The organism is Geobacillus sp. B4113_201601 (genome assembly GCF_001587475.1).
GTDB lineage: Bacteria > Bacillota > Bacilli > Bacillales > Anoxybacillaceae > Geobacillus > Geobacillus icigianus.
In genome coordinates, this window is the sequence record NZ_LQYX01000005.1 from 1 (window position 1) to 26,917 (window position 26,917).

A 26,917-nucleotide genomic window follows, 5' to 3' on the forward strand; every position below is an offset into this window, starting at 1 on the left:
AAAGGAAAAATGCTGTTTTGATTTTCTTTATCATAATCGTCTTTCTTTGTCAAGTACACTTTGTGGTGAAGAGCCAGTTTTAAAAACAATATACAATATTTACCTGTCCAAGATAATTGGGAGATCGCTGCGTCAACCTAGTGGAAATGGAGCGCTATGCTCGAAGACACGGGGACAGACATTGCCGCGCTAAAGACGAGAGAATGACGCTTGAAAGCGCGGCGAACAAAGTCGTTAGTGGTGTCCAGAAAACGGAGGACATCGCCCGGGAGTCAGATGTACCTCGCGCTATGACGCACTACGGCGACAAGCTAGACCCTTTGTTATAAAGGGTTCAATATGGATTGTATCGAATGTATATCGTATGAGGAGGCGAAAACGAATGCGAATGAAGGAATATTCTACAAAAGATATAGCGAATATCGTTGGTATAGCGACTCCAACCGTTCGCAAATATGCTCAAGCGCTCGAAAAGGCAGGTTATACATTCATAAAGAACGATCAAGGATTTCGTATCTTTACCGATAAGGATATTCAAATATTTGAACGTATGAAAGAAATGTCCAATGATACAGGGATGCCAGTAGATCGGATCGCATCAATGCTTGTCAATGAACAAAAAAATGACGCATCTGACCCGATTCGTATCGAATCGGAAGTCGCTACACCACTAGAAAATGAGTTGAAAATGATAGATGAAAGCGATATAGGTCGCATTGATCGTCAATATGAAGCGTTGCTGAAAGAAATACAGGAACTCAAACAAATAGTGATAGCGCAACAGAAATATATAGATGAACGATTGAATAAACGAGATGAGCTGCTTCTGCAATCGATTCGAGCACTACAGGAACAAAAAAGCGCGATGATTGAAGGAACGCAAAAACAAGAGAAGGTCACATTGGAGATAGCAGCGACAACGGAGGACAAGACAACGGAGGACAAGACAACGGAGGACAAAAGGACAAAAAAACGGGGATGGTTGTCACGAATTTTTGGAAAATAGACCTTGTCGCGACTCGAAGATTAGTAGTACAATAGAGACAACATAACAGAACGGGACAAAATAGAAGAGCTTCCGAAGCGTGTGTAAGTGGTGCTGCCAACACCCTTACACCGTTCGCCGTACCGACCCTACGGCAAACACCTGCTCGAAAGCTCTTGTGTTAGCATATTTATGCCTTGTCTCCATTTTAATGCATAAATATGTTGAATGCAAGAGCGAAACGCCTGGAAATTTCCGTTTTTCTTCCGATAAGAGCGTGTTTGCCTACGTATATGTACGGCAACGCGCTCTTTTGTTTGTCCCGAAATTGGAGAAACGGGAGGAAAACGGAAATGTACATAATCACTAGCGAACAATTCACGCAACTGAAAGAAATCGAGAGAGTCACAGATTTCGTTTATAAACGCCGTAAGATTAAAAATGAGCTAATGGAGCGTATCGCCGACGCATTAGGCCGCAAGTTCCGCAAAGCGCAAAAAACAACGCGCGTCATCGACGAAATTGTTTGGCTCGCAACAGACCGCGGTTTTTCGTTCCCAGGGCGCGAAACGCTTGCCAAAAAGTTAGGCGTGTCCTTGCCGACTGTTGATCGTGCTACTCGCATGCTCAAAGACTCGGGTGAGGTCGTTGTTTGCTATCGTGAGAATCCGAATAGTAACGGACCTAAAACGCCTGTATTCATTTTCCGGAGCCATGCAAATTTCGAGCGTATTGCAGCCGTTTTAAACTTACGTGACAACGAAGCTGATAAAGTAGAAAACGCCGAAAAGCCTACGGAATCAAGCGATTTAGCGCGTAAAACGGACGCTACCATTAGTTCACCGGTTGAAAAACATGACGATATTAATAAATTAATAGACAATACACATCCGTTGGATAAAATTGTAAAATATGTCGCTATTAAAGTGAACGAAGTGCAGAAGCGTCATCCTTACGGCATTCGATATCTATCCGCATACATAAACAAAACACTCGACGACCTAATGCAACGTGCAAAAGCGAAGGTCAAAGCCGAAAAAGCCCGCGCCCAACAACGCAAACAAGCCGACTACAAACCGATCGGCTTAATTTGGTACGATTTCACGGCGAACGCAAGCGCCAGCCAGCCGGCAAGTCAGCGCAAGCCGGCGATCGATACCGACGATATGTTTGCGCCGTTATTGCAGGCTGTCGCACGAATTAAGGGCGTTGAAGCGTGACGCGCGTTTTAAGGCGCCTAGCAGGCGCGTAGAGGCGTTTTTAGGTCGACGGGGTATTAAACATTACCTCGCCTCTTAAAACGCGATATACGCCAATTATGGCGGTCGTTTGCTTGCGTCGATTCGTGCAATCACCTTCGCTCACATCGTCCAAAAATCGTCATAGTCAACGTCTTTCTTCGTGAGCTGGCGCAAAGCCTTAATGATTTTCGATGCTGTTTTATTGTCGGCGAAAATTTATCCGATTGGCAGAGCCTGCTGATCGTGCTTTTGCTGACGCCTGCTTTGTTTGCGACGTCTTGCTGCGTGATGCCGTGTTTGTCTAAAAATCGCGCAAATTTTGATCGATTCCGTTTCCCCAGGTTGAACCAATTAACCAACGTTATCACTCCATTATGGAAGGAGAGATGGATTTTCATGCCTGGGTGGGGAGCAAAATTTACTCATGGATGTTTTTTGTGATAATATAGAAATAAATTTACGTCAGACAAAAAAGGTGATTTCTATGAGAGAAGGACGATGCTATGAACAACATGATTTTCAGGTATTGATCTTATCCCAGTTTGCCCAACGCCGACCGTCTACAGAAAAGGAAACATGGGAGCTACAACAAGAATATTTGCGCCTGATTCGTGAGATTCCTCAAATGTGGGAAGAATTCGTGCGGAAAAATCAAAACATTTATGATCGCTTTGGATATTTAGATGTCGTGGTATATGATGATTTAACGTATGAACGGAAAAAGCTAAAACAGGGACGCCCTAAAGAGGAAAATACGCTATCGCATCGTGTAACCGTCCGGTTGGACGATGAGAGTTATCAGTTGTTGAAACAATATTGTCAGACAAAAAATATTACCGAATCAGCAGCGATTCGGGAGTTAATCCAAACACTGAAATGGAAAATATGGTGAATATAAAACAGGCTGACCTAAAGGTCAAAACCTTGGTCAGCCTGTTTAGAAAAGATTGTTTATATCCACGTTTTTATAGAGATCATTATCATCATCTTGGTTTTCTTTATCTCGGTCTTTTTTCGGGTCTGGATTGTTTAAGGATTTCGCGGCTACTTTCTCTGCCTCTTCATTGTCTGCTTCTTCATTTTGGTTTGAGACTGTTCTGTTCTCTTTGGATGTACCGGAAGAAAACTCTTGATATAGTATTCTTTGTATATCGTAATCCATGATGTCTTTGATTCCGAAACGGTTAATCATGTGTAAAACAATGTTAGTAAGAGAGACTTGAATATTTTGTTGCTTGTCCAGCCATTCATTAATCAAGTCACTTTGGGGGGTGTCAGCCACCCTCCAAGTGACGATTTTTCGTTTTGCCACGATCACTCACCTCGATCAAGCGTGTTGCTTAAATAGAATTTTTTGGTTAATGACATGCAACCCGTTTACGTTCATGTCCACGGCATATTTTTCTGGAATCCAAAGGACTTCACAGTGTACGGTATTTGCAAAGTCCAATAGCTCCTCATATAGCTCTTCTTTGAACTGGATGCTGCCTCCACCATACACGGCAATTACATCCACGTTTCCGGCGATGTCGCTGTATTTTTCTTGAATGTCTTCTAGAATACGTTGAGCCTGCGAATACCGTGCTTCTTGCATGAAGCGAACGGCTAAATCGTGAAGATGATGGGATGGATCTCTAAAAATGTCCATAAACTGCTGGCGGTTTAGGTTCAAAAAGCCGCCAACTTCCTCTTTCAGCAATTGAGTAGCTTCTTCCGTGGCATGACCCACTCCTCGTTTTTCCCCTGAACAAACATCTGTTACAGGATTCATTCCAACAGTATAGATATATTCCGTTGTTCCATCGCCAATATCCACGTGGAGAATTCGTTTGTTAGCGAAATCTTTTGGCACAGCTTGTTTTTTATAGTGCTCGTTATAATTCTTCAGAATTTCATTTTCACTTTCCAATAAGGCATATAGAGCTGGAATGCCTTCTTGAGTGACTTTCACAGTCTGAAAATGGAGTGTGACGGTCACAGGAGTTTCTCCGACATATACAATCACCACATGATCGTTGCTAGTGAAACGTCCTTCAAGGTATCTGGCTTGATCGGCACTATATTCTGACGCAGGGATTGCTGTTGTCATTGAGACATCTACTGAAATTGATGGAGGAAGCTCTTGATTTTCTTGATATGCCAATTGAACTGATCGAGCAGCAAGCATCGATAGCGTCATTAGGACTGGAATATCGTGTTTTGATTTATTCCCTAATTTGATATTCATATTTTCTACTTTATCGGCCGTCATATTGGCGCGTTTTCCGATGAAGTATAGGCCACTTCGTTTAATAGCGTTACTTGTTACATGAACAATCAATTCATCCAACAAATTAGCAATGTTTTTTTCCACATTTGTTTCCATCACATTTGGCTTGGATAACAGACGTTTGACCACCGATGGTTGTTTTATGAGCGTATCGTTCACGATCATTTTTGTTTCCGAATTCCCAATATCATTAGCCACCACTAATTTCATTTAAACTCCCCCTAATAATTCATTTTACATTCAAATTAAATTTATAATTAATTCTTATCTACATTATAAAGCATTAATGTTATATAATCAATCAAAATGAATTTAAAAAATAAATATTTTTGAATGTATTTTAAATGCGAATTTAATTTATATAAGATTCACTGTTATTTTTCATTCATATTTAATTTATTTTAAATTCATTATTCATTTATTAGGGGTATTATCATTCTCTATTCATTCAAATTGAATGTTTTATTCATTCATCTATTTATAAAATAGGTAGGATTATCGGAATGAATGGAAAGCAATAGAAAGAGGATCAGAGAGGTGAACATACAAAAAGACCGATTGATTTCGGTCTTTTTCTGTGGTTTAAAAATCAACATTAAAATTGAACAGAAGCAAAAATAAAATTACCTAAAAAACGGCTTCTCAGATTGGTGTATAAAAGAAAAGGGTCATCGGATTAACTCTAAATCCTTTTCTTTAGTTTTAGCTTTTTCCTGCGTTCGTTTTTCTTCTAACTCTTGTTTCAGTCTTGCTTCCAATTCGCTGAAGCGCTGAAGCTCTTCCTTGTATCGTTTAGGATTTTTTTCAATATACATGATGGCTCTTCTAAGTGTTTTTAACCGAGCGTTTTCGATTTTTTGATTCAGCCGTTGTTCTAGTTTCTCCATTCGCTGCAATTCGGCTTTGTATCGCCGAGGATTTTCCTGTAGTTTTGTTTTTAAAATCATTAACCTGTCTTTAGCTTCCACTAAACGAAAAACGGTTCGTTTTGGGTCTTTTTTTAACGAAGTTAGCGCTCTTGCGATTTCTCGTCTCTCTGCTTTTCGAATGCTCACTTCTAGTTTCGATTCTATGCGTTGTAGACGTTCCAATTCTTTTTTATTCTTTTTCGGGTTTTTCATCAGCTTCTGTTTAAGATCGTTCAGGTTTTCTTTTGCCTTCAGTAAAGTTTTAAGTGATTTTTCGTTTGATTTAGTTTCTTCCAATTCGCTTTTTTCAGGAGAGGGAGGATTTAACTTTCGTGACCGTTTAACCTTTTCCAAAATCTCTTCAAGTATCTCATACAAACTTTGGTTGATGTGATCTCGGGAGTCCATATTAACTGTGGCCTCCTTATTCTTTTTTCTTAAATTTATCCGGCTTTTTTTCGTTAATGTAGTTCGCGAAAATCTTAAACAATTCTTCTCGTTCTGGGATTGTCAAGTGTTCCAATTCAAAGTACTTTTCCGCTAGTGCGCCGGTTTGTATCAATCGATGCGCTCTTTTTTTACGTTCACGTTCTTTTGCCAATCTTAATATTTGTCGTTTTCTTTCTTCCAGTTGTTCAATTCGTTTTTGCAGATCACTGATCGGACGTTTTTTGTCCATTGGACTCCTCCGTGTTTTGAGAACTATCGAAATATTTTTTTGCTTCTTCTTTGAATTTGTCAATCAACAATTTCGCCTGCTCGATATCTTCAATATCCCACGTTTCCATTAGATACTGACCGATTTCTCTTTGAGCTCGCTCGATGTATTTTCGCTGCTTCTCCTGCAATTTTTTGATCTGTTCCTCAATCTCTTGTGCTCTGGACAAAGGGTCTTTTCTTGCCATTTCATTCACCCTTTCTTCTTTGAATATTTCTTAAGAATATTTTACATGATGAGTAATTTTATGTCTATCCGAAATAAGAAAATTATGGTATAATGAAGTCACGAATGAAATGAGTGCCCATTTATACCCCTTTCAGGGGTAAATGGGAACTCGCTTCGCTCGATAAAAAGTTTGTCTTCGACAAATGACCCGCAGGGGCTAAAAAAATTAAGAAAGGAGGAATGACGATGGCATACTTTCTATTCCGTACACAAATCATTAGTAAATCAAATCGCTCAGCCGTTGCTTGCGCTGCCTATCGAAGTGGAGAAGCATTGTATTCAGAACGGGATGGATTAACGAAAAAATACGGCCATCGTGACATTCCTCCGGAAACTTATATTCTTGCGCCAAAACATGCTCCAGAGTGGGTCTACAATCGCGAACGTTTATGGAACGAAGTGGAGAAAGTTGAAAAACAACATAACGCTCAATTAGCTAGAGAGATCATCGTCGCTCTTCCAACACAATTAACCAATGAAGAGCAAACGCAATTACTTTTGGACTTTTGTAAAGAGAATTTTGCAGATGAAGGAATGGTAGCAGACATCGCCATTCACCGTGATAAAAAACATAATCCACACGCTCACATCATGTTAACGATGCGCCCGTTTAATGAAGATGGAACGTGGGGGAAGAAACGTAAAAAAGTGAACGGAAAATCCGTTCATTTAACAAACTGGAATGATAAAGAAACGCTTCTGAAATGGCGGAAAAACTTCGCCGATCGGATCAACGAAAAATTTAAAGAAAAAGGAATCAATGACCGAGTTTCTCATGAAAGTTATGAGAAACAAGGAATTGATAAAGTACCTCAAATTCGTCTTTCTCGTGAGGCGTATCAATATGAACAACGAATGAAAAGAGAAGCTGAAAAGAAAGGAAAACCGTATGAGCCGGTTACATATTACGGCAAATTGAATCAAGAAATTCAACGTATTAATCAAGAACTAAAAGCGTTAAAACAACAGGAAAAAGTTGTATCCATTTCTGAATATCAAGAAGAAAAATCATTGAACGAAACGATCGAATCCATTCGTAAAAATGCCTCTTTAAACGATGTAGAAAAAGCATCGTTACTTTTGGTTGCCAAGCGAGCAAAATCGTATGTTGATTTTGCTGTAGCAAGACGTGTGTATCATGATCTGGCCGAAGGCAATTGGAAGAAAAAAATCGACAGCCAGCAGCTGAAGCTGCGAGCGCTTAAGAATGTCATCAATAAGGCGTATCATGTGTATCAGCAAGAACCAAAACAAGTCATTCAATATGGTTTCTATCCTGGCAAATTTAACGAGCAGCTGAAAGAAAAAATCGCGCAACTCAAAGAAATGGAGAAATCCTTTGAAAACGAATTGACCAAATACGAAGCGGTTCTGAAGAAAGCCGAATTAGCACTGGAAGTGCAAAAACGGCTAACAGAAGAAGAGTTCCGAGTCTTGTATCCTCATGCCGGAGCTGACTTCCGGATTGAGGAAAAATATCATGCCGTCCAATACTTTAAAGACACGGGAAGCGTGCTGCCAGAGAGTGAAATTCCTGCTTATGCGGCGAAGAAAGAGCAAGAGACTCATCGGATGCCAACCTTCGCGGAGCAAACCCGAAACATGTATCAAAGTCTCTTCGTTTTGAATCGCACGATTCAAAAGCAATCGAAAGAGCGCATGGAGGCGTTGAAGGTAAGAGACTTTGAGCAGGCCTTTGAAGCGAGCCGGAAGATCGAGCAATGCATGTTAAGAAAAGAAAAGATGAGCAAGGAGCTTGAGGAAAACAAAGCCGTCTTGCAAGCCATTTTGAGCGAGCATTACGGCAGAGATGTATCGATCACGAACACGGCAGCCTTGTTGCGGTTGCATGAGCTGGTGGAACGCGGCGAAAGCAGTAAAGACTTTGAAGCAGATTTACGCCGTATCCACGTTAGCGAACAACAAAAACTTGAACGTATGCCAAAACCTGAAACAGAAGTGCAGATCATGGAGTATCAATACCGGCAACATGTGGCTGATGGCTTGTTAGAAGCGATAGAAGAAGCACAACGAGCGAATGATCGCAAGAAATATGAGAAAGACCCAACGAAGAAACGACAACGCAGAAGATATCGTGGTCAAGAATTTGAACGCTAAGGGGGAGAGGAAATCACGATGAACTTTAAAAAAGATGCCTGGAAGCCAATATTCGCTAGTGTTGTGTTGACCGTTATAGCTGCCTATGTTCTGATGGGATTGTTTTATATGATCGGGAACGGAGGCGACTTAAAAGAAATTTTATTAAGACCGAAAGAGTTAATCACATTTGTTTACACGGAAGAGAACTTAAAAACGGTTTTCTCATTGGCTCCGTTTGTGATTTTAGCAGCGCTGCTATACACTTTTCGGTCATCCATTATTGTTCCGAAGTTAGAATATGCTAGCGACTTTGGCTTGCATGGAACTTCCCGGTGGGGAACGCCGGATGAAGTCATCGACGGCAAGATGTTCTCAAAAAACAACTCGTATACGACAGACCCTGTTGACGCTTTTCAGATGGAAAAAGGGATTATCGTTGGCAAAGTGCCAAAAAAACGGGAACTTCTCATCATTCCGAGAAACACGACGATCGATAACCGAAATGTCTTGGTCATTGGTTCGTCGGGGTCTGGGAAAGGTCAATCATTCGTCTTTCCTAACATGATTAACCATACGGAAGAAACTATTATTGTGACAGACCCGAAAGGGGAAATATATGAAGCTACCCATCAGATCAAAAGGGACCAAGGATACAAAGTCTATCAGGTGGACTTTATCAATTTCGTCAATTGCGATCGATACAATCCATTAGACTACGTCGAAGATGATGAAGATGCTAGGACAATTGCTAATACGATCGCTTCTAACTCGGTTGACGAAGGAAAACGCGATTTCTGGAGTGAATCAGCTGTCGCCTTTCTGTCAGCATTCATCCTGTACGTGAAGGAAAAATACAAAGACAAGGCCAATATGCGCCATGTCGTTGAAATGGTGGCGAGAGCAGGAAAAGATGAAGAATATTTGGATGAAATCATTAAAAATATGTCCCCAGACCATCCAGCGTATCATATGTTCACCCTTGCAAACATGAGCAGTGGAAACACTAGAGCTGGCATTATGGCGACCTTGGCGCAACAAATCTCCATTTTCGCAATGCAAAAGATCGCAAAAATGACTGCTAAGAGCGATTTTAAATTTCATGACTTGCAGAAAGAAAAATCCGTTTTGTACATCAAGATTCGCATGGATGAAAACCCGTTTGTTCAATTGACCGCCACGTTCTTTGAACAGTTGATCGCTGTTCTGTACGACATTGCTGACAAGAATCACTCGAAGTTACCGATTCCCACTATCTTTCTGTTGGACGAATTCGCCAACATCGGCACGATCAACAAATATCCGCGAGTATTGGCAACCTGTCGCGGACTTGGTATGGCCATGATGACGATTATCCAGGACATCGGACAGCTAGAGGACAAAAAACGATATGGCCCGGAAATGGCTCGTTCGATCATCAATAACCACGATACTCAGTTGTTTCTGCGAACGAAAGACACGAAAACAGCGAAATACTTTAGCGAACTCGCCGGAGAGACTACGGTGAAGCACAAACAGAAAAGTGCTTCCTATGGACGTAAGGAAGGCAGCAAAAGCATTTCAGAGCAATATGTAAAGCGCTCATTGATTACGCCGGGCGAACTTATGAACATGGACAAAAACACTTGTTATTTATTCGTATCTGGGGCTTACCCGATGAAGCTAGAAAAAGCGTGGCAGTTCGATATTTACGGCGATTTATTGAGCAACTATGAAAAATACCGAAGCCGTTTAGGATATACTGCGCCGTTGTGGAATGGAGAATGGGTATGGGATGAAGAAGATTCGGCTGCCCAAGACATCCAAGAAGTCAAGCAAGAGTTAGAAGAGTCGGATGTGGTATTGCTTAACGAAATGATCGATGAGATCAATAAGATTGACGAAGACGAAGAGGACGAAGAGATTACCGAAGAGGAATTGAGGGTATTACTTGGCAACGTTGAGGATGAAAACGAAGATGAAGAAAACGAATCCGAAGAAGTGGGAGAAGCAGAAGAACTACAATCGATTTTAGATGAAATTGAGGAAGAATTAGACGCATTCGATGAAATGGAAGATGAGATCACCGAGGAGGACTTAATGGAGATCATTGAAGAATTCAGCGAATTCAGCGATGACAGCGAAGGAGAGCAAGAAGAAAGCAATCAGAAAATCGCCGACGAGCTGCCAATTTGAAATCGATAGGGGGATGCTTTCATGATCGTCATTCTTGCAGAAAAACCCGACCAGGCACGAAAACTCGCATCACCGTTTCCACATACCAAAGGAAACGGTTTTCTTTCTATTCAGTCGTGTAAAGAATTTCCGAACGGGGCAACAGTGACCTGGGCAATTGGCCATCTAGTCGAGCTAAAAGAGCCAGAGGAATACCGTCCGGAATGGAAAAAATGGGACTTGGCCACTTTGCCGATTATTCCTGGGCAGTTTGAGTACAAAGTGTCGAAGGATAAAGCCAAACAGTTTCAAACCGTTAAGAAGCTGCTTAAAGAGGCTGATGAAATCATTATTGCGACCGATCCAGCCAGGGAAGGAGAAAATATCGCTCGTCTGCTTATCCTCATGGCCGGATGCTCAAAAAAACGGATTAAGCGCTTTTGGACATCATCTCTAACCGAAAATGCCATTCGAAAAGGGTTTGCTGAACTGAAAGACGGGAAAGAAACCATCCATTTGTTTCATGAAGCCCAGGCGAGACAGATCGCCGACTGGCTAGTAGGAATGAATGCTAGTCGGCTCTATACGCTGCTTCTTCAGCAAAAGGGCATCCGGGATGTATTTAGCGTCGGACGGGTGCAGACTCCTGTTTTGAAACTGATTTACGATCGCCAAAAAGAAATTGAACAATTTCGACCGGAACCGTTTTACGAATTAGAGGGACAGTTTACAGTCAAGAACGGAACATACCGGGGGAAACTGAACAAGCGTTTTTCGTCTCCCGATGAATTGTACGAAGCTGTCCGTCCCGACATCACGAAAGAGCAACAGACGTACCAAGCAGTGATTAAGAGCGTGCGAATCAGCGAAAAACGAACACCAGCTCCGAAACTGCATAGTTTATCGACACTGCAAAGCAAGCTCAACCGAACCAAAAAGTTCAGTCCAACGAAAGTATTGGAGCTTGTGCAATCTTTATACGAGAAAGGATATGTATCGTATCCTCGAACCGATTCGCAATATATCACCGAGGAAGAATACACCTACTTACAAAAGCATGTGGACCAATATCAACAGTGTTTAGGCATTCATGTTCCTATTCGTTCGCTTCAGCCTTCTAAACGCTATGTAAATCCAGAGAAAGTGAGCGATCACTACGCCATTATTCCAACAGAAAAAGTCCCTGACACTAAGGCGTTTGAAGCTTTTTCGTCTGACGAAAAAGAAGTGTATTACGAAATCTTAAAAAGCGCCCTGGCTATGTTCATGACTGATTATGTTTATGACGAAACCGTCATCATTACTTCTGTTGGAAAACAAGAATTTGTCACTAAAGGACGAACAGAGAAAGAGATGGGATGGAAGGCTCTGTATCAAAACGAAAAAGACGAAGAAAGTGAAGGGGAACAAGTAGCTATTTTACCTGAAGTTAAAGAAGGAGAATCGGCTAAAGCCGATATTTCCGTTAAGCAGGGGATGACTCAACCACCAAAGCCGTATACCCAAGGACAGCTTATCACACTAATGAAAACAGCCGGAAAGTACGTAGAAGATCGGGAGATGAAAGAAGCGCTGAATCAGGTTGAGGGGTTAGGAACCGAAGCCACAAGAGCAGCCATTATTGATACCTTGATTCAACGGCGACTAATCGAAGTAAAGAAAAACCAAGTGTTTGTGACGAAGAAAGGAGAAATCCTTTGCGAAGCAGTCAAAGGAACTATCCTATCCAAACCAGAAATGACGGCCAAATGGGAGCTGTTTTTGCAAGAAATCGGGAAAGGCAACCGATCAAAAGAGGTGTTTATTGAGCAGGCGAAAAAGCTATGTTATGCGCTGATTCAACAGGCTTCTCAGGATGTTGAACGTATCGATGCCAAACAGGCGCTTGAAGAGATCAAGAAGGAAAATACGATCGCCCCATGCCCTCGTTGTCAAAAAGGATACATTGTCGATCGAAAGACATTCTACGGATGTACAGAGTATGCCAACGGGTGTAAGCAGACATTTCCGAAGTCCATTTTAGGAAAAAACATCACTAAGACACACGTTAAGCAGCTTTGTGAAAAAGGAAAAACCAATAAGATCAAGGGATTCAAAGGGAAAAAGACCTTTGACGCCTATTTGACACTCCAAAAAGGGGAAATCCAGTTCACATTCCAATAAACCAAGACCATTTGAAGAAAGGATGACCAATTATGTACGAGTACCATGAAATCCTGGGCAGCGAAAAGCCGATTTATCGCACTAAGCCGCCGGGTCTTAAGACCCTTTTTGAGATTCCTTCAGGAGAATTTCTCATTGATTATGAGATAGTAGGGTATCTGGAATATGAAGAGAACGGGAAAAAACTGTATGAGCCACTGTACGCCATAGTGAGGGATGAATCATGACATTGTAATTGATTGGTGATGATATGATTATTTAGAACATAATTCTCAATGCAAATTCACCAATAAGATAAAAATTCTGCTTAGAATCAGGGGAGCGAATGAAGGTGAGGACACCAGAGTGACGCAGAGGACGCTATGATGAAATATTGCAAATAAAAGACGAGGACAAGGGACGTGTCTCTGCTCCTCGATCGATTAGAAATCTATACAACTAAGACATGCAACCGCGTAAAGGTGTCGCGACAGATGTCCCGATGGATTAGCGGCCGCCGGAGACGATGGACAATGAATCGCGACAGACCGAAATAATAAACGTGTCTCCCATGACAATATGGACAGTGGGTGTCCCCAGGTCAGGGGATCCTGAGGACACGGCATGTCATCGTGTCTTGAAAAAACGAACTTAACTTATTTTTTGTCAGACATAAAATTAAACACTTTCATTATCATGATCATCAAGTAAAAACGGATACTTCAGCAACATATGTTGAAATGTTCCTTTGTCTTTGAATGGGAGGAATTTACGGGACAAATTTTGATAGTAGCATCTCTGGTGGATGATTGTATTGATTATATCCAAGAACACTTTATCGCTAGGGCGGACAATTTTTGAGCATACCGGACACCTTAGTCTTCCAATAATATCGAACATTTTTTCGCCTCCTGTTTGTTTTCTATACTCCCTCTTAGCTCAATTGATGGTATAATCTTCTTGAAAAGTAAAAGGGGGAGTTTTCAATGAGGAAAATCAAGATGCTGATGGTAGCTGTAATTGTATTTATGATAGCAATACTACCGGGAATTGTAACAGACGCAGCCCCAAAAAACATGTATGTACACTTCATCAATGTTGGGCAAGGTGACAGTATTTACATTAAAGCGCCAAATGGAGAGGACATTCTCATTGATGGAGGAAATAAAGATGGCAGTGATGTCGTCGCCTATCTTAAAAAGCAGAAGGTAAAGGACATCGAAATCATGATCGCGACTCATCCAGACGCCGACCATATTGGCGGTCTTGATGAGGTTCTCAAGGCTTTCCCTGTGAAAAGTGTGTATGCTCCAAAAGTCGGTAATACAACGCAAGCATATAAAGATTTCTTGGTCGCTGTGAAAAATAAGAAACTTACCATCAAAGTTGCTAAAGCAGATGTTGTTCTGCCAATCAAAGGTGTGACTGCGAAGTTTGTTGGCCCTGTAAAATCGTACAGCACTAGCGATACAAATGACTGGAGCGCTGTTTTGAAAGTAACCTACGGCAAAAAGTCGTTTCTGTTTACAGGCGACGCCGAGACTCGAGCAGAAGCGGATATGGTTAAAGCGAAAAAGGATTTGCGCGCTGATGTGTTGAAAGTAGGTCATCACGGTGCGAAAACATCGACCAGCGCAACGCTTTTAAAAGCTGCAAAACCAACATATGCGGTAATTTCGGTTGGCAAGAATGCCTATGGCCATCCAACATCGGAAGTTTTAAATCGGTTGAAATCTTATAAAGTCAAGGTATTCCGTACCGACAAACAAGGAACGATTATCGCAACAACCAACGGAACAACGCTTACCTTCAACGTAAAACCAATTTATTAAGAGGTGGTTAAATGAAATATATCATTGATCGCTTCGAGGGTAAATGGGCAGTTTGTGAGGCGGAGGATGGCAAAATGATCGATATTGAGAAAAGCAAGCTACCCAAAAACGCCCGCGCCGGCGATGTGATTGTACAAGAGAACGGAAATTTCCGAGTGGATCAAAAAGAAACAGAGAAGCGGTGGAAAGAGATTGAAGAGTTGATGAATGAGGTGTTTGAGGAGTAACACCTCATTTTTTTATATAAACGATTTTCCCAAAACAAGGGAGCGCTGAGGCGTTCTTTGTCTCTGGCATGGGAAACCCCTGTCTGTTAGAGTCATCTTCTGTCCTTCAGTGAGAGGCGTGTGGCGACTAATGATGGGTGGTTGGCGGCTCGTCATTGTAATGATGGAGAAGATCAACCTTCGTGGACTCAATCGTGGACTCAATCAAGGTACGAAGCGAGTGGCCGCTATCGTGGCGACTGCTGGGCGTCTGTTGCCCGTGGTATCCATTCGTCCGATGGCTGAAAGCCGGATCACTGGATAAAAGAAGAACACCGCTAAAAACCGACCTAATGCGCTCATACAGACGTTTTTGGGGAAAGGGAGGCTTTGTAGGATTGGATGATGCAGGGCAGACTCAATCAAGGGACGCGTCGGAGACATAGGATGTCGCGGAAATGCCCCCTTGGCTGTGTGGGCGAGGAAGTGGAAGTGCGCTACAAACGGTGTGGCGAAGGATACCAAGCCTTCTTCAGCGTTCAGCCGGTCAATCGGGTTGTCATCCCCGCCGAGTAGCAAATCTTCCGGTATGGACAGCGGCTCACACAAGACTTCATCGATGCCCTTGACGGACGACATGTGTCTCGGTTCAGTGAGACGCGATCGAGCGGCAACGGCACCGAATCATCGGATAATGCCAGCGCCCCTTGACGCAACTGTCCGTCTTGTTCCCACAAAACGAGCCGGACGGTAAGCGTCGGGATTAGGGGCGTGATGTCATTGACGTCACGAAACGCCGGATGGGGGGGGAGAACGAGACACCATGGGTATCCTTCGTGGCGGCGTCTGCCTCCTCCTGAGGACATCCCAGAGTCAACACAGGACATCCACACGACCCCCAGAGTGTGCGGTGACACGGCCAGCCAGGACAAATCGACCTCCGGCTTTTTCGGTGGCGTCGGAGTTAACCGGGGTCAAACCAGTAAACCAACAATGTCACCCTGATATATTGCTGTTTTTTCTCCCTTTTCCACATACAACAATATTAAAACTTTGGCAACGCCTCCACCGCATCCGCCAAATCACTGTAGCTGTCCTTTAAGTACCGCGATGTGGTAGCGATATGGCTATGACCGGCTAGCCGGCGCACCTTTTCGATATCGTTGTTCGTTGCCTTTAACATCCACTTACAAAACGTATGCCGGAACATATGGGGCGTGAGCTTTTTATTCGGCAGGATGTAGCTTTCAATCATTCTTCTTCAACACATAGACACGCGTATGTACGAAGGTAAATGATCACATGGACGCATCGGTATTTATGTAGTGGGATTTTGGGGGATAAATCCAGTGAAAAAGTGGATAACTGGTTTGTATAATAGGGGTATCCATATATATGTTATTATTTTTGATAGAAAGATTACTGATAGTTGATAGGAGAAAACAGAATGAAACCACAGGCTTCAGAAGAAATTAGAACTATGGTGAAACCAAAACCAATATTGAAGTGGGCTGGCGGAAAGCAACAAATGCTAGACGTGTTGTTGCCACAAGTACCAAAACAATATAACCGATATATAGAACCGTTTTTTGGTGGAGGTGCTTTGTTCTTTGCACTCACCCCAAAAGACGCAATTATTGCGGATTCTAATCCTGAACTGATAAACCTGTATCGTGTCGTTGCTGACAATGTCGAAGAACTGATTTCAATTTTGAAAGAAATGAAAAATGACGAATCTTTCTATTATGAGGTTCGAGGTCTTGACCCAGATTTACTGTCTCCGGTTGAAAGAGCAGCTCGAACTATATATTTGAATCGGACTTGCTACAACGGATTATATCGAGTGAATCGAAAAGGACAATTCAATGTTCCTTATGGGAAATACAAAAATCCAAAAATCTGTGATGAAGAAAATCTTCGTGCGGCTAGTAACGCACTTCAAGACGTCCTCATTGTTGAAGGCGATTATAAAGACGTTTTGAGAGAACACGCGAGACCGGGCGATTTTATTTTTCTCGACCCGCCGTATCTGCCCGTTGGAAAGTATTCTGACTTCAAAAGATATACGAAGGAACAGTTTTACGAAGAAGATCATATTGAACTTGCCCAAGAAGTTGACAGGCTTCATGAGTTAGGGTGTTATGTCATACTGACAAACTCGAATCACCCTTTAGTTCATGAACTGTATGGAAAATACGCAATTAGCGTTCATAAGACTCGGAGAAACATAAATAGCGACGCTTCAAAAAGGACAGGAGAGGACGTCATGGTAAAGGTCGAACCAAAACAACGTATTTTTATCGTTCCAGAACCCGTCAAACTCCCAAGCCAAATGGACAAATATCCTCCGACTCGTTTTATGGGGAGCAAACAGAACCTTTTAGAACATATCTGGTCTGTTGCTTCTCATTTCCAGTTCGATAGCGTTCTGGACCTGTTCAGCGGAAGTGGCGTAGTTAGTTATATGTTTAAAACTCAAGGAAAGCAGGTTTTCAGCAACGACTATATGGCTTTTTCTCATTACTTTACAAAAGCGATGGTCGAGAATAGCTTTGTAACCTTAACCGACGAAGATATAGAGATTTTGTTTGACAAATCAACTCCGCGTGACAACTTTGTTTCCGAAACATTCAAAGACTTGTATTTCAACGACGAGGACAATGAGTTTATAGACACGGTTCGTGCAAATCTAGGTAGATTGAAAAACGAATACAAACAGGCTCTTGCTATATCAGCGTTAGTCAGAGCATGCCTGAAAAAACGTCCTCGTGGAATTTTCACCTACACAGGATACCGTTATGACGACGGTAGACGTGATCTAACTCTGACCTTACAAGAACAATTCCTCGAAGCGATAACACAGGTGAATGGAGCAGTTTTTGATAATGGAAAAACCAATAAATCCCGCCATGGAGATGCAATGGACTGTCGACAAAAGGCAGATTTAGTTTATATCGATCCACCTTACTATAGTCCATTGTCAGATAACGATTATGTTCGTCGTTATCATTTCGTTGAAGGTATTGCTCGTAACTGGCAGGGAGTGGAAATGCAATGGCATACGAAAACAAAGAAATTTAAGAGCTATCCTACTCCGTTCAGTTCAATAAAAGGAGCCCATGACGCTTTTGACCTTTTGTTCAAACGTCATCAAGACAGCATCTTGATAGTATCCTATTCCTCTAACTCGTTACCTACAAAAGATGAGATGCTTGCTTTGATAGCTAAATACAAACAAAGAGTCGAAGTCGTGTCTATAGATCATAGATACTCATTCGGAAACCAAGGTCATAAAGTTGGAGACAACAATAACAAAGTTCAAGAGTATCTATTTGTAGGATTTTAGGACTTTGTTGGGGGAACGATCTATGACGCAAAAAGCATGGTACATTGGCAACACAACGGTACGCAATGCCAAGCGGCTGAAAGATGGATTGAGAGTTCTTTTGAAATCTCCATTACACGGGAACTTAATCGGGAGAGAAAAAGAACAGGAGTTTGCAAAACTCCTACATAATGAAGGGGTCGTTTTTGTTAAACGATTGAACGATTCACCTGACAATGACGCCAGCGACGTGGGAAGAAAATGGCGTGCTGCCCTAATGCAGCTCGGATTTATCAAACCACCTTTTGCAGATAAACCATTCACCATTACACCGAATGGAATGAGACTTGTCGAATCAAGGACTATGCCTAGCGAACAGGAATGCTTTTTGAGAGCGTTGTTGGCTTATCAAATTCCTTCAGAAATCGAAAATTCTTTTCCTGAACCTATTTTTAGCCCGCTCCGGATAGTCCTTGAAATACTAGCTGCACTAGAGCGTCAAGGATTAGACGCCGAAATTAGCCAGGATGAAATGGCTTCAATTGTTCAATTAACAAGGTCTTTAGACGAAATTGATAATGTGGTGGACCGTATTGCTGAATATCGTGAGAGGCTGGCTACAATCACAGGAGTAAGGGAACGAAGAAATTTTATCAGAGAATATCTAAGATCAGCTGCAACGACAAGCCAAAGTGAGAATACACTCTTGGATTATGCAGATTCTAACTTTCGGTACCTGAAGTTGACTGGCCTTTTCGTTGAGAATGGTCGTAAACTTCGTTTCGCAAGCCATAAAAGAACTGTTATCGAACAAATTCTTGCGGAGCCGTATACTCCAATACCAGAAAGTGAGTATCTTGAAACACTTTGGAACGGGGCAAAGTTGCCAACGGATAATGCTCCAAAGGCTATCGAGGTGATTCAGACGACAGCTCAGCTTCTCGCCAAAAGCGGTCAAACAGTAGATCTTCCTAACCTTGAGGAAATGGAAGTTCCTGATCTCTCCCGTTTGCGCCTTGAATTGGAAGATGACTGGCTAAAAGTTCTTGAAAAACAATATGCACAAGACCAGGTTAATCAATGGCAGGATATACTGGAATATCTTCGTGCTTTAACTCAACCAATTAGACGTGGGAGCATAATTCCGCAAGGAGAAGGAGCTGCATACTTTGAATGGGCGATTTGGCGTGCATTTCTTGCCATAAACTCACTTGCGAATGAACCGTGGGAAGCAAGGAGATTTAGAATTGACCAAGATTTTCTACCTCTCGGTCCCGCACCGGGCAACGGTCCGGATATGATCTTTGAGTTTGATGATTTCGTTATAGTGGTCGAAGTAACTCTAACACAATCCTCACGTCAGGAAGCAGCTGAAGGCGAACCAGTACGCCGACACGTTGCTGAAATGGTTGATCATTATGAACAACAAGGTAAGAGGGTTTATGGATTATTTCTCGCGAACAAGATCGATACAAATACTGCCGAAACTTTCCGAATCGGCGTGTGGTATCGATCTGACGATTCGCGAATGGCTTTAAGAATCGTGCCTTTAACCTTGGAACAATTTGTCCACTTGTTTGAAGCTGGATTCCAAGCAACCGGACGGTTAGATTGCAGATTATTAGAACAAGTTCTTCGAGACTGTCTTGTTGAAAGCAATAACGACGCTCCAGAATGGAAACGTAGAATACAACAACAGGTTGATCGAGTTGTACAACGCTTAAAAAGAACATCGTAAATATCTACTGAAAAGACCGACATCCATCGGTCTTTTCCTTTGGTCCAATCATTAATACCTAATGTAACATAATCTGTTAAAATTTCGGCAATGCCTCCACAGCCTCCGCCAAATCACTATAGCTGTCTTTTAAGTATCTAGACGTAGTGGCAATATTACTGTGGCCAGCAAGCCTCCGAACTTTCTCGATATCATTGTTCGTTGCCTTTAACATCCACTTACAAAACGTATGGCGGAACATACGGGGCGTCAGTTTTTTGTTTGGCAGACTGTAGCTTTCGATCATTCGCTGGACGCCCCGGATCGAAAAGTTTTACGTTTCGTTTATTTCTTTTCGGCTTCCAACCAATCCGCAATCATGAATAATTCTTGCTTGATTCGTTTATTCAACTCAACTGGAACATGTACTATCGTTTCTTTATCAATGGTGAACGAAAAAGGCTCATTTTCGTGGATCAATCGTGCCATTGAACGAAGACCATTGGCTTTGAATCGTTCTTCTTTAAGCGCAAGTCCTCCAATGCCACGCATGTGAAACGCATTGTCGTCAAAATACCCATCAATCACTTTTAATTGATCCATTATAGACATGTTTTATCCCTCCCAGAATCGATTCATTCGGTTTAGAACTTCGGCAGCGCCTCGACTGCATCGGCGAGATCACTGTAGCTGTCCTTTAAGTACCGTGAGGTCGTGGCGATGTGGCTATGGCCGGCAAGCCGCCGCACTTTCTCGATATCGTTGTTCGTCGCCTTTAACATCCACTTGCAGAACGTATGGCGGAACATATGGGGCGTGAGCTTTTTATCCGGCAGGCTGTAGCTTTCGACCATGCGCTGAATACCTCGGACGGAAAACTTCGGTGAGCGTTGGCTGTAAAAGACATAGGGCGACGCCGCCACATGAGGCTTTTTCTTCGCCATTTCCGCGCGAAACGCTAGCCAATCCTGGAGTTCGACCATGAGGATGTTTGAGATCGGCACCGTCCGCACCTTCATCCCTTTGCCAACGATCCGGAGGCGCTTCATGTCCAGGTCAATATCCGTCAATTTGAGATTGGAGAGCTCCTCGACCCGAAGACCAGCATACACAAATAGGTACACAATCGCCCGGTCGCGCCGGTACTTCTCTTCTGGATCAACGCCGCGGCTGTGAACCGGCGTTTGGCGCATTCGATGCAACAGGTCCTCAAACTCCTCTTCCGTCAGCCACATAATTTTTTCGTGCTCCTCATCCGCCGTTTTCAAGTCTCGAATTCCCTTCATCGGATTTTGTTCCATGTAGCGGCGTTCGACCGCCCAAGCGTAAAACCGCCGCAGCGAATTCAATCGCCGGTTGATCGTCGAGATCGCCAATGGCTTCCCTTCGGTTGGGTTTAGCATGTGTTGGATCCATTTGCGAATATCGGCTGGCGTGACGTAATCGCTCGGACGAAGGTGCAAGTCTTTCAAAAACTGATTCACATCATTGAGGTAGGAGATCACGGTGTTGGGGGAAAATCCCTTCTCTCGCAAATACGTTTCATATTCGTGCAGCATCTTGATCACCCCCTATCTTATACGACGAGTTTAACAGAGAAAAATTCGACTTAAATCGCGGATAAAAATCATCTTATATGACGAGTATAACACAAGAAAAACGAGAAGTATAGACGCATAATGTATATTATGTGACTAGTTAAATCATATAAAATAGTGCACAAAAAGACGAGGAAACACCTCGTCTCCTAATAACTATTAAAGCTGTAGAGTATCATCGAGCGTTAGTTCAACGAGTTAAAAGATACTGGGCTGGAACAACCGCGATGGTATGGCTTTTTGCTTTATGTGCAATTATACATAATTTTTGTTTTGCAACACCATTTTATATAGAAAGATGTTAGCTAAGAATTAGACTAAGAAAAAACAGGCCTTCCTGTATTGGAGAACCAAAAAGTTACTTAACCCCCTTCTCAATTTATTAAGAATTAGCAATATGGCTTTTTATCAATATTTACGAATTGCTAATTCAATCTCTCTAGCAGCAGCAACAACTAGTTGAGATAAACGTTTTCCTGGTTCTAAACCTAAACGGGAGATGGGACCACTTACACTCACTGCAGCTATTAAATTACCTTTGGGATCCAGAACTGGTGCGCTAACGCTTGCTACACCTTGTTCTCGTTCAGCAATGCTCTCTGCCCAACCTTGTTGACGAATTAGTTTATCTTGTTCTGGATTATTCCCTAGCCCTAACCAAGCTGAAATTACTTTTCCGGCTGATCCAACTTCAAGTGGGAACACAGCACCTACAGGTACAGTGTTTTTAAGACCCATTGCTGGTTCAATAGAAACTAAACAAACTCTTTTATCACCTTCTTTTACATAGAGTTGTGTACTTTCTCCAGTTAAATCCCGCAACGAAACCAAAGCAGGTTTAGATGCTTCAACAAGCAATCTAAATTTCGAACTTTCCCCCCATCCTACTATTCTTGAACCTAAAGTATAACCTTCTTGTGTACGCACAACAAGATGATGTGTCTCAAGTGCCATTAATAGGCGGTGAGCTGTAGATCGAGATATTCCTGTCTTACTAACGATCTCTGAAAATTCAGAGGGACCCTCTTCCGCCAAATAGGAAAGGATTAATACAATTTTATCCAAAACTCCAACTCCACTATTGCAATTACCTTTTTTATATTGTAAAATATTGTCCATCATACGGATATTTTATCCCAAAATATGAGATAAGTAAAGGAGGCGAGGATGAAATGCCAAAAACACTATTTGAAAAAATATGGGAAAAGCATGTGGTACGGAGTACTGAAGGTGGACCAGATTTGCTTTATATAGACTTCCATTTAATGCACGAGGTAACGTCGCCACATGCTTTTAATAAATTAAGACAATTGGGACTTAAAGTTCGAAGACCAGACCTTACAATTGCAACCATGGATCATCAAGTTCCAACTAATAACTTAGATCTTCCTGTAGAAGATGAAATTGCTGCTCAACAAATGGAAGCTTTACGTAAAAACTGTGCAGAGTTTGGTATACAATTGCATCCATGGGGGACTTTAGGACAGGGAATTGTTCATGTTATTGGTCCGGAAATGGGTTTAACACAACCTGGTATGACTATTGTTTGTGGAGATTCTCATACATCTACTCATGGCGCGTTTGGTGCTTTAGCATTTGGAATTGGTATTAGTGAAGTTGCCCATGTTTTAGCAACACAGACATTACTACAAAGAAAACCAAAGACAATGGCTGTCACAGTAGAAGGGAAACTTCCTAAAGATGTCACGGCTAAAGATCTTATACTTGGTATCTTAAAGAAAATCGGTACTGACGGTGGAGTAGGACATGTAATTGAGTATAGAGGCGAAGCAATACGTTCATTATCTATGGAAGGTAGAATGACTGTATGTAACATGACAATTGAGGCTGGAGCAAGGGCTGGTTTGATTGCACCAGATGAAACTACATTTGAATATCTAAAAGATAAGCCATATGCCCCAAAAGGGGAACAGTGGGAAAAAGCATTAGCAGAGTGGAAAGAATTATATACAGATGAAGGAGCTGTATTTGATAAGGAAGTTAAAATAAATGCTGAAGAACTTGTACCGTATGTAACTTGGGGAACAACTCCTGATCAAGTTGTCCCTCTTGATGGTGAAGTTCCACAACCAAGAAACTCAAATGAGGAGCGGGCTTTAAAGTATATGGGACTCGTGCCTGGAACTAAGATTAAAGATATTGAAGTAAATGCTGTATTCATTGGTTCATGTACTAACTCTCGGATCGAAGATTTAAGAGCAGCAGCACAGGTAGTGAAAGGACATAAGGTTAAAGAAGGTGTTCGCGCCTTAGTTGTACCTGGTTCTATGAAGGTAAAAAAGCAAGCTGAGGATGAAGGATTAGCTGAAATTTTCCAGCAAGCTGGCTTCGAATGGAGAGCTTCAGGCTGTTCAATGTGTGTAGGAATGAATGCAGACTATTTGCAACCTGGTGAACGATGTGCATCAACTAGCAATCGTAACTTTGAAGGAAGACAAGGAAAAGGTGCTAGAACTCATCTTGTCAGTCCGGTAATTGCAGCTGCTACAGCAATACTTGGCCGATTTGCTTCTCCTTCAGATATTAATGTATTAATGAATCGGTAAAGAAGGTGATCATATGAAAGCAATTAGGAAAGTATCTGGAAAAGCATTACCTTTAGGTTACTCTGATGTTGATACAGATCAAATTGCACCGAGCGATACGATGAAATTTTCTGAGAGAGTAAACTTAAGTGATTATTTATTTAGAGATTGGAGGGAAGACCCTAACTTTGTACTTAATAAACCAGAACATAGAGGATCGATAATCATACTTGCAGGAGAAAACTTTGGATGCGGTTCTAGTCGTGAGCATGCACCTTGGGCTTTGCTAGATTATGGATTTAGAGCAGTTATTGCTCCTTCTTTTGGTGATATTTTCAAAAATAATTGCTCAAAGGTTGGACTTCTTGCAATTGAATTACCAGATGAAATCGTTAAAATACTTATTCAAGAAGTTGAAAAAAATCCAGAAGCTGAAATTACAATTGATTTGGAAAAGTGTGTTGTAATAGGTCCAAATGTAATCAAAAACTTTATGATAGATGAGTTTACTCGTCAAAAACTCCTAAAAGGTTTAGATGATATAGAATTGACTTTGCTATATGAGAAAGATATAAAAGAATATGAGCAATTAAGGCCTTCATACTACCCTAGTATTAACTCATAAAAGTCTCTTGAATATACTAAAAATTATGTTATTTATTATTTATTTAACTAAAAATTATGTTTCGATAATTAAAATATCATATTTAATAATTTTGAGTCTTCATCATTTTCTGTGATTTCCACTCAATCCTAGAAACATGTTAGCTGGATGAAACAGGTTCATCAGCCGGGATCCTTCTTCCGCATACGGACCACCAAGTTGGTAGAATGGAAACAAAGTGCTTTCCTTGACGGGTTCCATTCTACCAACTATCATGCCGATAGCGGAAGAAGTGCGCGCTTAGGCAGCCTGGCTGCCTGTAGTGTTCCCTGTACACTCCAGAAACACACGCAAACGAAACCGTTCCAGATTTCGATAGCCATAGGCCCGGCATTTGAATAAGACAAAGAGCAAAATTTTTTGACACTTGATCAACATTGAAAAACGTTGATATATCAACATTTATAGAGGGAGGATATATATGAAAACTAAGTTGATTAAATTATCTAAAGAAACTAATTCTGAATTAACTGAAGTATTTTTGCGTTTACAAAATAATCCCTACAAAAACTATATGAGCTTTAAAAATGAAGTAAGTACTATAATATCTAAAAATATTGTTCCTAAAGAACTCATTGAAATATGTAATACTATTAGAACAGATAGAGAAAGTGGGGAAACTTACGCCCATCTAATTCAGAATTGTCCTATTGATCCTGTAAGACCAGTATTTGATCACGACGATCCAGTAACTGATAAATATCAAAAGAAAACAACATTTGTGGGTGAAGGTTTTCTAGAATTATTTGCACAACTTACTGATATGCCGCTATTAGCCTACGAAACCCGTAACAATGGTGACTTTTTCCATGATGTCTATGCACATTCAAAATATTACGGCACTCAAACTCAAAAAACTGACAGTGAGTTATTTTATCATAATGATCGCACAGCACATAGTGTGAGGGCTGATTATCTCGCTTTATTGGGTATGCGTTCTCATGAGCAAAATAGAATATATACCGGATATATTGATGGTAGAGCAATTCTCAAATTTTTAAATGAACATCATCAGAGTATACTACGACAACCTTACTTCTTTACACCTTTTGATGACTACTCGCGTGATTCAAATAAGGATCAAGTAGTATCGCAAGTTCATCCTATTTTGGAAAATTACCACAGCTTCCGATACTATGATACTAGAACGACATATATAAACGATGCACCTGTTGAAGCAAAAGAGGCTCTTCTTGCTTTAAAGGATGCAATTATAAAAGCGGAAAAAGACCATATTCATATTAAAACTGGTGATTTATTTGTATTCCCAAATCAAGATGGTTTACATAATCGCGAGATAATTGAAATTGCGTTTCCAGAGGAAGCTAAAAATAGATGGATTCTCAAGACTTATAACTTTAGTAGTACAAAAAGATTAGAAGAATTTAGTTCATATTTCCACGAAAACATACCTGGGCTAGTGAAAGAAATTGTGACTGTCAAATAAAAAATTATTGTAGAAAAACAATTCTTGATATATGCACTCTCTATAAAATTATGTATAGGGAGTGCTACCTTATTATAAAGCAGTGTACTGTAAGGGGGAAACTGAAATATGGAAACTATAAAAAATAAGATCTTAGAGCCTACCTCAGAAAATTTTGCTTTAGCAGCTCAATGTGTGAAAGATGGTGGAGTAATAGTTGTACCCAGTGATTGTAATTTGGGATTGACAGTTAATCCTTGGAGTGATGACGCGGTTGAAAGAGTATTCGCCATAAAAAACAGACCATTTTCAAAACCTCTTACTCTTTTCTTTTCTCATCCAGATGAGTGGAAAGAATATGCTGTAGCATCAGATCCGGATATCGTTGAAGAACTAATTAAAGCATTTTGGCCTGGTCCTCTGAATATCATTTTGAAAAAAAATGATAATGTTCCAGAAAAAATGGTTTGCGGTGGAGAAACGGTTTCCTTATCTTGTGCAGCTAACCCGGTTTGGCGTGGTTTTATGGAGTATATGCAAATACCTGTAGCAATGACATCTGCCAACATTTCAGGACAAGCAGACGGATTTCTTGTTGATTTAGAAACTGCTGTGTTACAAGTTGGAGATAAAGTAGATTACATTATTAAAGGTGGGGCAAATGGAACAACAAAATCAAGTACAATTATTGATTTAACATCTGAACCATCGATTGTACGTTACGGGGATATTACCGTAGAACAGTTGAATAAAGTTGTAAATATATTTCCAGAGTTATAAAAAAATGGCTCTTCACCACAAAGTGTACTTGACAAAGAAAGACGATTATGATAAAGAAAATCAAAACAGCATTTTTCCTTT

24 protein-coding genes and 3 pseudogenes are annotated in these 26,917 nt (G+C 41.3%); 16 read left to right on the plus strand and 11 right to left on the minus strand.

What is annotated here, in order from left to right:
- Positions 1 to 382: 382 nt before the first annotated feature.
- Positions 383 to 1,006 carry a MerR family transcriptional regulator gene (locus B4113_RS01040; RefSeq protein ID WP_235597936.1) on the plus strand — a complete coding sequence of 208 codons (624 nt, stop codon included), beginning with the start codon at positions 383 to 385 and terminating at the stop codon, positions 1,004 to 1,006.
- A gap of 332 nt (positions 1,007 to 1,338) precedes the next feature.
- Positions 1,339 to 2,205, plus strand: coding sequence for a helix-turn-helix domain-containing protein (locus B4113_RS01045; protein ID WP_061912105.1), 867 nt, complete (start codon positions 1,339 to 1,341; stop codon positions 2,203 to 2,205).
- Positions 2,206 to 2,346: 141 nt separating this feature from the next.
- Here B4113_RS01045 and B4113_RS18370 read toward each other — a convergent pair.
- Positions 2,347 to 2,624 (minus strand): annotated as a pseudogene (locus tag B4113_RS18370) (helix-turn-helix transcriptional regulator).
- An 86-nt stretch (positions 2,625 to 2,710) separates the two neighbouring features.
- On the opposite strand from B4113_RS18370, the gene B4113_RS01050 reads away from it, so the two are divergent.
- Entirely contained in the window at positions 2,711 to 3,118 is a 408-nt protein-coding gene (locus B4113_RS01050; RefSeq protein WP_061912106.1) for a CopG family transcriptional regulator, read from the plus strand.
- A 45-nt stretch (positions 3,119 to 3,163) separates the two neighbouring features.
- On the opposite strand, the gene B4113_RS01055 is transcribed toward B4113_RS01050, so the two are convergent.
- The 5 genes from B4113_RS01055 to B4113_RS01075 form a co-directional block, all read right to left on the minus strand.
- Complete coding sequence (locus B4113_RS01055) at positions 3,164 to 3,538, minus strand: hypothetical protein (RefSeq protein ID WP_230581387.1); 375 nt, start codon at positions 3,536 to 3,538, stop codon at positions 3,164 to 3,166.
- Between the two features lie 15 nt (positions 3,539 to 3,553).
- Positions 3,554 to 4,705 carry a ParM/StbA family protein gene (locus B4113_RS01060; RefSeq protein WP_061912107.1) on the minus strand — a complete coding sequence of 384 codons (1,152 nt, stop codon included), beginning with the start codon at positions 4,703 to 4,705 and terminating at the stop codon, positions 3,554 to 3,556.
- A 458-nt stretch (positions 4,706 to 5,163) separates the two neighbouring features.
- Positions 5,164 to 5,811 (minus strand): hypothetical protein, encoded by a 648-nt coding sequence (locus B4113_RS01065; RefSeq protein WP_061912108.1) that lies wholly within the window; start codon positions 5,809 to 5,811, stop codon positions 5,164 to 5,166.
- 16 nt (positions 5,812 to 5,827) lie between these two features.
- A complete protein-coding gene (locus B4113_RS01070; RefSeq protein ID WP_042385881.1) occupies positions 5,828 to 6,082 on the minus strand; it encodes a hypothetical protein in 255 nt (84 codons plus the stop codon).
- Positions 6,057 to 6,308: a hypothetical protein gene (locus tag B4113_RS01075; protein ID WP_061912109.1), complete on the minus strand. Its 252-nt coding sequence runs from the start codon at positions 6,306 to 6,308 to the stop codon at positions 6,057 to 6,059. Before B4113_RS01075 ends, B4113_RS01070 begins: the two co-directional genes overlap by 26 nt.
- Before the next feature lie 227 nt (positions 6,309 to 6,535).
- Between B4113_RS01075 and mobQ the strand changes: the two genes are divergently transcribed.
- The 7 genes from mobQ to B4113_RS20910 all read left to right on the plus strand — a co-directional run bounded on the left by mobQ (position 6,536) and on the right by B4113_RS20910 (position 15,356).
- The gene (gene mobQ, locus B4113_RS01080; RefSeq protein WP_061912110.1) at positions 6,536 to 8,467 is read left to right on the plus strand and encodes a MobQ family relaxase; all 1,932 of its coding nucleotides are present in this window, start codon (positions 6,536 to 6,538) and stop codon (positions 8,465 to 8,467) included.
- Between the two features lie 18 nt (positions 8,468 to 8,485).
- The gene (locus B4113_RS01085; protein WP_061912111.1) at positions 8,486 to 10,621 is read left to right on the plus strand and encodes a VirD4-like conjugal transfer protein, CD1115 family; all 2,136 of its coding nucleotides are present in this window, start codon (positions 8,486 to 8,488) and stop codon (positions 10,619 to 10,621) included.
- Positions 10,622 to 10,642: 21 nt separating this feature from the next.
- Entirely contained in the window at positions 10,643 to 12,763 is a 2,121-nt protein-coding gene (locus tag B4113_RS01090; RefSeq protein ID WP_061912112.1) for a type IA DNA topoisomerase, read from the plus strand.
- A 32-nt stretch (positions 12,764 to 12,795) separates the two neighbouring features.
- Complete coding sequence (locus tag B4113_RS01095) at positions 12,796 to 12,990, plus strand: hypothetical protein (RefSeq protein WP_008881725.1); 195 nt, start codon at positions 12,796 to 12,798, stop codon at positions 12,988 to 12,990.
- 738 nt (positions 12,991 to 13,728) lie between these two features.
- Positions 13,729 to 14,574, plus strand: a complete 846-nt coding sequence (locus B4113_RS01105) for a ComEC/Rec2 family competence protein (RefSeq protein ID WP_011229479.1) — start codon at positions 13,729 to 13,731, stop codon at positions 14,572 to 14,574.
- Between the two features lie 11 nt (positions 14,575 to 14,585).
- A complete protein-coding gene (locus tag B4113_RS01110) occupies positions 14,586 to 14,801 on the plus strand; it encodes a DUF3006 domain-containing protein (RefSeq protein ID WP_011229480.1) in 216 nt (71 codons plus the stop codon).
- 426 nt (positions 14,802 to 15,227) lie between these two features.
- Positions 15,228 to 15,356: a hypothetical protein gene (locus B4113_RS20910; protein WP_255211305.1), complete on the plus strand. Its 129-nt coding sequence runs from the start codon at positions 15,228 to 15,230 to the stop codon at positions 15,354 to 15,356.
- Positions 15,357 to 15,825: 469 nt separating this feature from the next.
- Here the strand turns inward: B4113_RS20910 and B4113_RS01120 are convergent.
- Positions 15,826 to 16,041, minus strand: a pseudogene (locus B4113_RS01120) (tyrosine-type recombinase/integrase); the annotation flags it as partial.
- A 186-nt stretch (positions 16,042 to 16,227) separates the two neighbouring features.
- Between B4113_RS01120 and B4113_RS01125 the strand changes: the two are divergent.
- Together B4113_RS01125 and B4113_RS01130 are read left to right on the plus strand one after the other, a co-directional pair.
- Positions 16,228 to 18,126, plus strand: coding sequence for a Dam family site-specific DNA-(adenine-N6)-methyltransferase (locus B4113_RS01125; protein ID WP_061912114.1), 1,899 nt, complete (start codon positions 16,228 to 16,230; stop codon positions 18,124 to 18,126).
- Between the two features lie 22 nt (positions 18,127 to 18,148).
- Positions 18,149 to 19,843 carry an AlwI family type II restriction endonuclease gene (locus B4113_RS01130; RefSeq protein WP_061912115.1) on the plus strand — a complete coding sequence of 565 codons (1,695 nt, stop codon included), beginning with the start codon at positions 18,149 to 18,151 and terminating at the stop codon, positions 19,841 to 19,843.
- A gap of 76 nt (positions 19,844 to 19,919) precedes the next feature.
- Here the strand turns inward: B4113_RS01130 and B4113_RS01135 are convergent.
- From B4113_RS01135 to B4113_RS01150, 4 genes and pseudogenes are all read right to left on the minus strand, one after another.
- A pseudogene (locus tag B4113_RS01135) lies at positions 19,920 to 20,153 on the minus strand (tyrosine-type recombinase/integrase); the annotation flags it as partial.
- Positions 20,154 to 20,167: 14 nt separating this feature from the next.
- Complete coding sequence (locus tag B4113_RS01140; protein ID WP_061912117.1) at positions 20,168 to 20,434, minus strand: hypothetical protein; 267 nt, start codon at positions 20,432 to 20,434, stop codon at positions 20,168 to 20,170.
- A gap of 32 nt (positions 20,435 to 20,466) precedes the next feature.
- Complete coding sequence (locus tag B4113_RS01145) at positions 20,467 to 21,381, minus strand: tyrosine-type recombinase/integrase (protein ID WP_061912118.1); 915 nt, start codon at positions 21,379 to 21,381, stop codon at positions 20,467 to 20,469.
- A gap of 447 nt (positions 21,382 to 21,828) precedes the next feature.
- The gene (locus tag B4113_RS01150; protein WP_198527177.1) at positions 21,829 to 22,542 is read right to left on the minus strand and encodes an IclR family transcriptional regulator; all 714 of its coding nucleotides are present in this window, start codon (positions 22,540 to 22,542) and stop codon (positions 21,829 to 21,831) included.
- Positions 22,543 to 22,592: 50 nt separating this feature from the next.
- Between B4113_RS01150 and leuC the strand changes: the two genes are divergently transcribed.
- The 4 genes from leuC to B4113_RS01170 all read left to right on the plus strand — a co-directional run bounded on the left by leuC (position 22,593) and on the right by B4113_RS01170 (position 26,836).
- Positions 22,593 to 23,987 (plus strand): 3-isopropylmalate dehydratase large subunit, encoded by a 1,395-nt coding sequence (gene leuC, locus B4113_RS01155; protein WP_047753559.1) that lies wholly within the window; start codon positions 22,593 to 22,595, stop codon positions 23,985 to 23,987.
- A gap of 13 nt (positions 23,988 to 24,000) precedes the next feature.
- A complete protein-coding gene (gene leuD / locus B4113_RS01160) occupies positions 24,001 to 24,591 on the plus strand; it encodes a 3-isopropylmalate dehydratase small subunit (protein WP_025949653.1) in 591 nt (196 codons plus the stop codon).
- 460 nt (positions 24,592 to 25,051) lie between these two features.
- The gene (locus B4113_RS01165; RefSeq protein WP_061912119.1) at positions 25,052 to 26,077 is read left to right on the plus strand and encodes a hypothetical protein; all 1,026 of its coding nucleotides are present in this window, start codon (positions 25,052 to 25,054) and stop codon (positions 26,075 to 26,077) included.
- Between the two features lie 108 nt (positions 26,078 to 26,185).
- Entirely contained in the window at positions 26,186 to 26,836 is a 651-nt protein-coding gene (locus B4113_RS01170) for an L-threonylcarbamoyladenylate synthase (protein WP_061912120.1), read from the plus strand.
- The last annotated feature ends 81 nt before the right edge of the window (positions 26,837 to 26,917 follow it).